Source organism: Burkholderia sp. (genome assembly GCF_018375725.1).
GTDB lineage: Bacteria > Pseudomonadota > Gammaproteobacteria > Burkholderiales > Burkholderiaceae > Burkholderia.
In genome coordinates this window covers 1-8879 of sequence record NZ_JAHACR010000173.1, presented here as the reverse complement: position 1 = coordinate 8879, position 8879 = coordinate 1, and the positions used below count along the sequence as shown (strand labels likewise).

Below are 8879 nucleotides of genomic sequence, written 5' to 3'. Positions count from 1 at the left end.
CCTTGAACTCATCCGTATACCGCTTGCTGCTCATATCCATCTCCTTGGTCACCGTAATATACGGCTAGAAGATGGCTAGGAAATTCTGGTCGATTCAAAAGACGATGTGAGTTACATCCACGTGTTTGATGACCAAGACGAATGCTATTTCAAGGTGCCAGTCATTGATCGACTTGCCAGCTATGCGGATGGATTGAATCTGCACCAGCACCTATTGATCCGTCAGCGGGTCAGGAAAGCACATGGGGAAAAGTGGCGCGATGAACATCTGCTGCGTGTGAAGGCGGAGATTCAGGCAATGATTCGTGACGCGTTGAAAGCAAAGACCGTCCGAGATCGGAAGCGGGCAGCGACGATCAGCGTCATCGACAGTGAGATGGTATTCGCAGCTAATCACGCAACAAATTTGCGTCTTCGTGAAGCAAGCGGGATAAATGCGATGGCATCGCGGCAGCACGCATTCGAGTGCTTCGACATGGACGAACTGCCGGAGCTTGAATGCACTCCGAATCCCAGGTATCAAGGAGTGGTCGATGGGCACTAACATCCGTGCGGCCAGCAAGGATCCGCTGGCCTACCTCTCGACCATTGGGCACGCCTCTAGCATCGAATCGACGCGTTTGCCCGATGTCGAATTTTCGGTACGGGCGAATGTGATCCATTACGACCGGTTTTGCGCCGCGATTCGGAAGATTGCAACGACACATCGTCGCTGGCGGGCCATGCATGGACCGCGCGGCCTATTTCTACGTGGGCATACAGGGACAGGAAAGTCGAGCATTCTGAGGTTTTATGCCACAAAGTTCGAGAGATATGAAACTACTGAGGGGCCTGTCATTCCGGTTCTCTATGTCGTCACGCCGTCTCGGCCGACGATCAAAAATCTCGCGCAAGCAATCCTTAAGGCTTTGGGAGACAAGGTTCCTAAGCGCACCGCTCAGGAGAAGACCGATCACGTCGCAGAATTGCTCGTAATGTGTCGTGTCGAACTACTGATCATTGACGAATTTCAGCACTTTGTGGATTCTGGACATCTGGCGGAGGCGAAATTGACCGCGGACTGGCTGAAGAATCTCATGGAGGAGACCAAGGTCGCTGTTGTTGTCTCAGGCTTGCCACAGAGCATTGGAATCTTGCAGGACAATCCTCAATTAACGAGGCGATTTTCGGCGCACCACGAGGTTCGTCGTTTCGACTGGGCAGTCGCTGAGGATAGAAGGGAATTTGCTGGCGTCCTGAAGCATATGCATGGCCAGCTCCCTCTTCCGTGTCCTTCTCTTCACTCATCCGAAATCATCACTCGTATGTATGCGGCTTCGGCTGGCGTGATCGACTATGTGGCCAAAGTGATTGACGGCGCAGTGTCGCTTGCATTCGAACATAACAAACGACAACTCAGTCTGCCTTTGTTCGAACAGGCATTCGCCGAGGAGGTGTGGTCGACGGCGCCGCCAAAGTTGAATCCGTTTAACCCTAATGCCGAACTACGTGATCTCGTCGGAGCGGACGAACCGTTCTGGTACCTCAGGAGCGACGTCAAGAAAACTGCTACGGGAGGGTAAAAGCATGATGAACGAAGTAAGCCGGGCTGAAGCGATGAGTGCGTGCGATTTGCCCGAGAGGCTATTTATGCATCCCGTCATTCATGTTGGAGAGGCCGCTATGGGGTTTCTCACACGTGTCGCCAACAAGAACGGGATTACGTTTTCTCGTCTGAAACAACTGGGTGTTATGTTCGATCCGGCGATTCTTGCGAAGGCATTGTCTTGGGATCGAGTTGCACCGCCGGACAGCTCCGTGCAGTACATTGCCAAATTGGCTGAGTTACGGCGAGCGGTCCCCGCAGCGTGGCTTTCCGCAGGTGCAAGGTGCTGTCCGCTGTGTTTGCAAGAACAACAGTACTGGTCGTCGGAGTGGGAGCTTCGCCAATATGTCGCCTGCACAATCCACAAATGTTGGCTAACGGATCGATGCAGCGCGTGCAATGAAAAGATCTCGTGGGTACGGAAGTCGCTCTTGCGGTGCGACTGTGGAGCAACCTTCGCTGACGGCCAGTCGACTTCGGCGCCATCGAAGGTCATTAAATTGTCAGCATTGGTTGCGAGCAAACTCCGCGATACGCACGACGAACCGACGCCGTTCGATGCGCTTTCACTGAAGGATGTGACTGAAATGCTTATGTGGTTTGCGAAGCAGCCCTCCGACGCGATTCTTGGTGCTCGACGGAGCATGCCTCGTTTCGACGACATGCATGCAGCGATTTCTCTCCTCGAGCCTTGTGCCGAAGCATTTTCCAATTGGCCATCCGGCTACCTGGCCTACTTGGGAGCAATGCATCGTGACAGGGGGGATGAGGCGGCGTCGATCTCAACTACGTTCGCTGATATTCACAGGTATCTCGGATCAATTCAACAAAACAAGGGATTCGAAGCCCTTGTCGCGTGGTATCAACGGTACCTAATCGACAACTGGCCATGGCCAGTGCTCGAGCGAAGAAACGAATTGCTAAATGCTATCGCTTCTCGAATGAACTGGATGTGGGCGGCAGGCGCTGCCAGAGTTCTCAACGTCAAGGAAAGGAAAATCAGGGAACTCGCCAGCACGGGGTTGATCGAGTCAAAATCTCGAACTTTCACGAAGGGGCGTGTGCTGCTGGCAGTGAGACGCGACGAATTGCCTAAGATGAGACAAGCATTGCAAGACCAAGCGACCACACGAGCAAGTCGATCTCTAGGTATATCGCATCGTCGACAATCGACGTTAGTGCCACTACTATTTCCGACCGCTCAGTATCGGGAGATAGGATGGTTTTTTCCACAGGTCGAAATTCGGAATGTACTCAGGATCGCAGACGATTTGTCCGTCGTAGACAGCATAAATGAGTCACAAGTGGCGCTCCATCGAGTACTGCGCTCATGTGCGTGGAGCAACGCCATGCTCGAACGCTTGTTCCGATTGATCCTCCGAGGCGAGGTGAAGCCACAGGCCGTTCTCCGCGATACATCGGGGTTCACAGGCTGGCTGTTCGATAGAGGTCTGCTCGATCGAATACAGAAAGGTGGCTCTGAATAGAGTGTGTAATGCCGGTGGCGGAGGAGGTCGCGAAGGCATATTTGGCGTGTGTAGATGTGCGCGCAACGCAGGCTGGGCCAACCGGCGTTCGGGTGCGCCCGCTCCAGGCCTTGGCGTCTGGCTTCGAAGCGGATCTTGATTCTGCCGGTTTCTGGCTAATTGCCGATGCCGACAGTTCGGGATTTCGCGAACCTCCTCGCCGGCTCTGGGCCGCGCCTTCCCGGGTGCAGGCATCACATTTCAGGAGAGGAGGAGATGGAAATGGCATCATCGAAGCGGTGGAGAATAGAGATTCAGGACGCCCTCGATGGCAGCGGCGACGGTGTGCCGTGGTCCTTTGCGCACTGCGCCGCGCGTGCCGCTCGGGCGCGCTGGGCCTCAGTCCTCATGTGAGAACGCAAACGCCTTTCTGGTTCCTGCATCCGGTAACGATCCCGATGCCGCTGCCAAGCGTTGGTTGTAGAAGCACTGGCAGATCATTTTCGAACGTATGCTCGAGGACTGGTACGTCGATGTGGCCTTCCCCCGCCCTCCCGGACAGGTCACTTGCCCATAATGCGCTGCTCGAACTGAACCGGGCTAAGGAAGTTCAGTGTTGAATGTCGGCGATACGGGTTCCCCATTCACGCATGCTCGGCGATAACGTGATTAAGCCACGGTCGTAGTCCGTCGTCAGAGATCAGCGGCCGAAAGCGTTATGCGTTCGCCAGTGCCCGGCAACGCTTTCTGCTCTACAGCCTGCAAGAGCCGGCGCTTGCCAAGCTCGAATGCAAGCATCAATTGTTTCGGGGTCTCGTTCGCAGCGCCGAGTTTTTCGCAAACCGTTTTAGCAGGTAGCGCAAAGGCGCAGTATCCCCAACCGAAGCCGTAGGCTGAAAACCATAGTGTCGAGTCGACGGAAAGGAGTGGTGCCGTAAGGTTCGTATGGGGCTGGTCCATGACTGTCACTTTCCTGACCGATAAAGGTGAATTGTGATTCTCGCACAGCGAACTTACAAAAATCCTTTTCCGCCGGTAGCTCGGTGGCTTGCCGCCAGTCCCCACCGTCGCGGTCCGGCCATGAGCGGTCATCCGTCGATCACCGCGCCCGGACGTGCGATGGGCCGTTCTGCTCCGTCAACGGCCCATCGACCACCGATGATGTACGTCACGTCCTCGGCTTGAGCGGCCGTTGGAGTGCCGGCCACAGTGAGGCGGCTCATGGACAAATTGCTGCCGTTCGCGTCAACGTTAGCCCGAATGCTGGTTGTCGTTGCGAGTGAACGAGTACTTGCGATCTCAATGCGGATTTGCGGGGCTGCGTATCGGGGCAAGCGCTACGGGAGGCGTGGTATCGTGACCGATTGTTGACTACATCGAACATCAAAGCAATGGTCGGGGGCGAAATAAGAATGTACAAATTGACCAACAGCAAATGGGGCATCTTGCGGCGGCTGGGACGCTACCGAGAATTTGTACGCGACGGAAAAGACGACAGCTATCGGGACGGCGATGCTGCAGAAAACGACCGTGGACGACTTCCAGACGACGAAGGCGTTCAAATTCCTGCTGTCTGGGCGGTCGAGTTATATACCCCCTCGCAGGTAGCGCGGCTAACGGAAGGCCTGCGAAAACTGGGCTGGGAACGAGGGCGCAGCCGTGAAGACAGCTTACTCCAATGGACCGAGAAAACGCGGCAAGGACGCAGCCAAAGTTGGGCCAGCCTCGGCTTGGTATCAGACGTGCGGAAGCCGCACCTAATGAGTGAACGTACTACGAGTTTGCCACCTGGTGTCGATGCCGCGCATCCCGTGCTCATCTCTCTCTCGCCAAGCATTACTGCGCTAGTCATGGGTTTTTTCTTTACCGAGGAAGAAGCTAAATCGCTAGATGGCCCGCTGCGGAAAATCTATAGTACTTACACGTCGACAAGTCCGCTACTACGGGTCCGTGATGTTTGGGCGTACATCTTTTTCGGAAGGCGGGCCAGATTTACCAGGACGCTCCATCAACCTGATAATCAACGGCGAGATTCAGTACAGAACGAACTGGCGCGATTGGAGCATACGTGCGCAAACTGGATTACGGGCAATTTGCCGGGAGTGTTCGCATCGGGCATCGGTGGCGGGGATTTACCCACTGCCGTGCTTTTAGTCACGGAAAAAATTGCACCAGCGACAGATGATTTTTACCCGGTACGGGCATTCGACGGACTTTCGATTCGATGGCTGAATGAGCGCTGGATTTCACCCCAATGGCCGGGGGCGGCCCTCAATATCTCAGAGGATTCAGATTACAGCAAGGCACGCCTGACATTCATTTGCCGTCGGTCCGATGCGTTCCCTGCTAGTCCCGGATACAACGACCCCACCTCGAATTGGACGATAGCTCATCGCGCACACGAGACTGTCCGAGGGATTCTCAGCCGTTGGGCACTGAGTCGAGTCCTGGATGGTTACAGTGCGGAGTTGTCAGCCTTACGCGACAAGTCGGCAGGCAATGGCAAATACCACGCGCTCAGGGACTTGAAAACGCTGCGCAGTTTGGTTCGTCATCGCCTATTTGACGCAGCAATAACAGCGCAGGAAATAGAGGAGTTCGCGGGCGATCCTTTTTCGTATCGTTACGATACCTTGGAGATGTACGTAAAGGACAGTAACGATAAACCTCACTACTTAGCTGACGCGTTACGTAGGTCCCAGATAGCAGACGCGCGACGGACCTTACGCGACGCGAATTTGCTTCAGTCTGTTCTGTCAACGACCAGTAATATCTCTCAAACGATCAGCAACCTGCGTATCCAGCAGGCGGTTATCGGGCTCACGCTAGTATCAATCGTCATTGCAGCTTGGGCGCTCGAGGTCTCCATCAAAGCTGCGCACTGAGGACATACGCGGCGATGTTAAGAGAAAGATGGCCGGCGGGCCGACTAGCCGATTTGGATTGCGGATTCAACCCGTCGATGCAACACACTTGAAGCTGCATAGCAGCAAGGAGTGTTGCAATGAAACAGAGACGGCGGATCTACTATACAGACAGCCAGAAGGCGTTAATGTGGGAGCGCTGGCGCAAGGGCGAATCGCTGCAGCAGATTGCCCAGTTGTTTGATCGGAACCATTCCTCGGTACAACGGATTCTGGCTGAAACGGGCGGCATACAGCCGAAGCAACGGCGCCGTTCGAGCTTGGCACTGACCCTTGCCGAGCGGGAGGAGATCTCGCGCTCAGTGGTTGCTGGCGATTCGATTCGCGCGATTGCGAATCGGCTCGGACGTGCTCCGTCCACCATTAGCCGCGAGCTCAAGCGGAACGGAGGTATGCAGGGTTATCGGGCGAACAATGCTGACCAACTTGCGTGGGAGCGAGCCCATCGCCCCCAAATCTGCAAGCTCGTCAGAAACCGGGAACTCGCCCAGGTCGTGGCAAGCAAGCTCCGGCTGCAGTGGTCGCCCGAGCAGATCGCTGGTTGGCTTAAGCACGTGTACGCGGTCAACAGGGACTATCAGGTGTCGCACGAAACCATATACCGCAGCCTATACATACAAGCTCGCGGTGCGCTAAAAAGGGAACTGCTCGAGCATTTACGGCGCTCGCGAGCCATGCGCCGTTCGCGTCATCACACGATGAAGACCGACGACCACGGCAGAATCTGCGACACCGTCCCGATTAGTGAACGCCCCGCGACCGTTGAGGATCGTGCGATACCGGGCCACTGGGAAGGCGATCTGCTGTTCGGTAGCGCGAACAGCCAGATTGCCACCCTCGTCGAGCGTCAGAGCCGCTTCGTGATGCTGGTGAAGGTTGCCAGTAAGGATACGGAGGCGGTCATCAATGCCTTGATCCGACATGCCGGCAAGCTTCCTCAGGAACTATACAAATCACTGACGTGGGATCGAGGCAAAGAGATGGCCGATCACACGCGCTTCACCGTGGCCACCGACATCAAGGTCTATTTTTGTGATCCACAGAGCCCTTGGCAACGTGGTTCGAATGAGAACACAAATGGGCTCCTGAGACAGTATTTCCCCAAGGGGATCGATCTCTCAGCCTATTCACAAGCCAAGCTCAACGCTGTAGCCAGGCGGCTCAATGAGCGTCCGCGAAAGACACTAGACTTCGATACACCGGCTGAGCGATTTCATCAATTCGTTGCATCGACGGGTTGAATCCGCACTCCAGAAATGCTGGCGCATCACGACGAAGTGCGCCAGATCGATGAGCTAACGATAGTCTGGATTTAATCTGCTAAAAACGCCGTGCAATTCCTTGGATAGTGGAGTTTAATTCCTCAATTAATTGGGTCAGGGAAAAGGGCAGACATGGACAACCTGGGCGGCATCGTCGCATTTGTGCGCACTGCGGAAGCGCTCAGCTTCGTTGCCGCCGGACGCAAACTGGGGGTGTCCGCATCGGCGGTGGGCAAAACAATCGCGAAGCTTGAGCGGTCGCTTGGGGTGCGGCTGTTCAACAGAACCACGCGCCGGGTGACGTTGACAGAGGAGGGGCGGTATTTCCGCGAGCGCTGCTACCGGATTCTTGATGAACTGCGCGATGCGGAAACGACCTTGTCGATGGCGGCTCAAACTCCGCGCGGCCGGCTTCGCGTGAGTCTGCCTGCGATCGGATATCGCTTCTTGTTACCGGTGCTGCCGGCATTCAATGCACGCTATCCGGATGTCGAGCTCGATCTGGATTTCAATGATTTGTTGGTGGATGTCGTTGAGGGCGGGTTTGACGCGGTGATCCGCAGCGGTACCCTTACCGATTCGAGTCTGAAGTCACGTCGGCTGGGTCCGTTCCGATACGTGCTGTGCGCATCGCCCGATTATGTGGCGCGCAAAGGCTTGCCGAGCACGGTTGCCGAACTGACGGAGCATGCGGCCGTGCGCTATCGATTTCCGACAACCGGTAAGCTGGAGCAATGGCCCTTGGCGGGCGACGGCAGCGAACTGCCGAATCTACGAACCTCGATGATCTGCAACAACATGGAAGCGTTGCGTGGCGCCGTCATCGCAGGGTTTGGTATCTGCTTCATGCCGGGTTTTCTCGTGCGGGATGCGCTCGCAAGTGGTGCGCTTATACCCGTGCTGGATGATCATCCCATCCCTCTCGGCCAATTTTCGATCCTCTGGCCGTCGAGTCACCAGCTGTCGCCCAAGTTGCGCGTGTTTGTCGATTTCATGTGCGAGCACTTGTTTCCGGAATCGTGATGGCGACAATCTAGCCGCGCGACTCGAGTCCCAGCCCAGGATCGTTCCGAAAGATTTCCCCCAAGTAATCCATCACCGCCCGCACGGTTTCCGAGCGCTTGAGATCCCGATGCGTAATCAGCCAAATGTCGCGCGAGAAGGGCACTGCCGGCTCGTCGAGTCTGACTAGTTGCTTGTCCGCATTGCCAAGAAAGCATGGCAAGCCCGCCACGCCTGCTCCGGCCTGGGCCGCGCTCAAATGGCTGCTGATGTCGCTGAGTTCGCAACTTACGGGACGTTGCCCGGCGATCTTCAGCAGCCACCGCTGCTGAGGCATGTCGGCGAACTGCTCGTCATAGGCGATGAATGCCCAGCGGCTCGGATCGCGCAGACCCGGATAGCGACGGCTGGCGTACAGAGCGAACGGCATGAGGCCGACGCGACGGATGACGTTGCTGGATTCCTTGGGGCGTACCAATCGCAATGCCACATCCGCTTCCCGGCGGGCTAACGACACCTGCCGAGCTTCCGCCGTGATGGAAAGCTGAATACCCGGATACTTCATCTGGAAGTCCGCCATCCGCATGGCCAGGAAATGCGTGACCAGAACCGGCGGCGCGCTGAGTGTGACCTTGCCCTG

8 protein-coding genes are annotated in these 8879 nt (G+C 56.1%); 6 read left to right on the top strand and 2 right to left on the bottom strand.

All coding sequences use genetic code 11. The features are described 5' to 3' along the window. Window positions 1-106: 106 nt before the first annotated feature. From KH616_RS16805 to KH616_RS16795, 3 genes are read left to right on the top strand one after another with little or no spacing between them, the layout of a single operon-like run. Window positions 107-544: a hypothetical protein gene (locus KH616_RS16805; protein ID WP_292248372.1), complete on the top strand. Its 438-nt coding sequence runs from the start codon at window positions 107-109 to the stop codon at window positions 542-544. After that, the gene (locus KH616_RS16800) at window positions 534-1562 is read left to right on the top strand and encodes a TniB family NTP-binding protein (RefSeq protein WP_292248369.1); all 1029 of its coding nucleotides are present in this window, start codon (window positions 534-536) and stop codon (window positions 1560-1562) included. The genes KH616_RS16805 and KH616_RS16800 overlap by 11 nt, the downstream gene beginning before the upstream one ends. 4 nt (window positions 1563-1566) lie before the next feature. Next, window positions 1567-3072, top strand: coding sequence for a TniQ family protein (locus KH616_RS16795; RefSeq protein ID WP_292248366.1), 1506 nt, complete (start codon window positions 1567-1569; stop codon window positions 3070-3072). Between the two features lie 672 nt (window positions 3073-3744). Here the strand turns inward: KH616_RS16795 and KH616_RS16790 are convergent. Then, the gene (locus tag KH616_RS16790; protein ID WP_292248364.1) at window positions 3745-4011 is read right to left on the bottom strand and encodes a hypothetical protein; all 267 of its coding nucleotides are present in this window, start codon (window positions 4009-4011) and stop codon (window positions 3745-3747) included. A gap of 452 nt (window positions 4012-4463) precedes the next feature. Between KH616_RS16790 and KH616_RS16785 the strand changes: the two genes are divergently transcribed. From KH616_RS16785 to KH616_RS16775, 3 genes are all read left to right on the top strand, one after another. Further along, window positions 4464-5936: a hypothetical protein gene (locus KH616_RS16785; RefSeq protein ID WP_292248361.1), complete on the top strand. Its 1473-nt coding sequence runs from the start codon at window positions 4464-4466 to the stop codon at window positions 5934-5936. Between the two features lie 119 nt (window positions 5937-6055). After that, window positions 6056-7216 (top strand): IS30 family transposase, encoded by a 1161-nt coding sequence (locus tag KH616_RS16780; protein ID WP_292248358.1) that lies wholly within the window; start codon window positions 6056-6058, stop codon window positions 7214-7216. A 153-nt stretch (window positions 7217-7369) separates the two neighbouring features. Beyond that, window positions 7370-8260, top strand: a complete 891-nt coding sequence (locus tag KH616_RS16775) for a LysR family transcriptional regulator (RefSeq protein WP_292248355.1) — start codon at window positions 7370-7372, stop codon at window positions 8258-8260. A 10-nt stretch (window positions 8261-8270) separates the two neighbouring features. Here KH616_RS16775 and KH616_RS16770 read toward each other — a convergent pair. Next, window positions 8271-8879, bottom strand: a 609-nt coding sequence (locus KH616_RS16770) for a substrate-binding domain-containing protein (RefSeq protein WP_292248353.1), incomplete at its 5' end; no start/stop codon positions are given.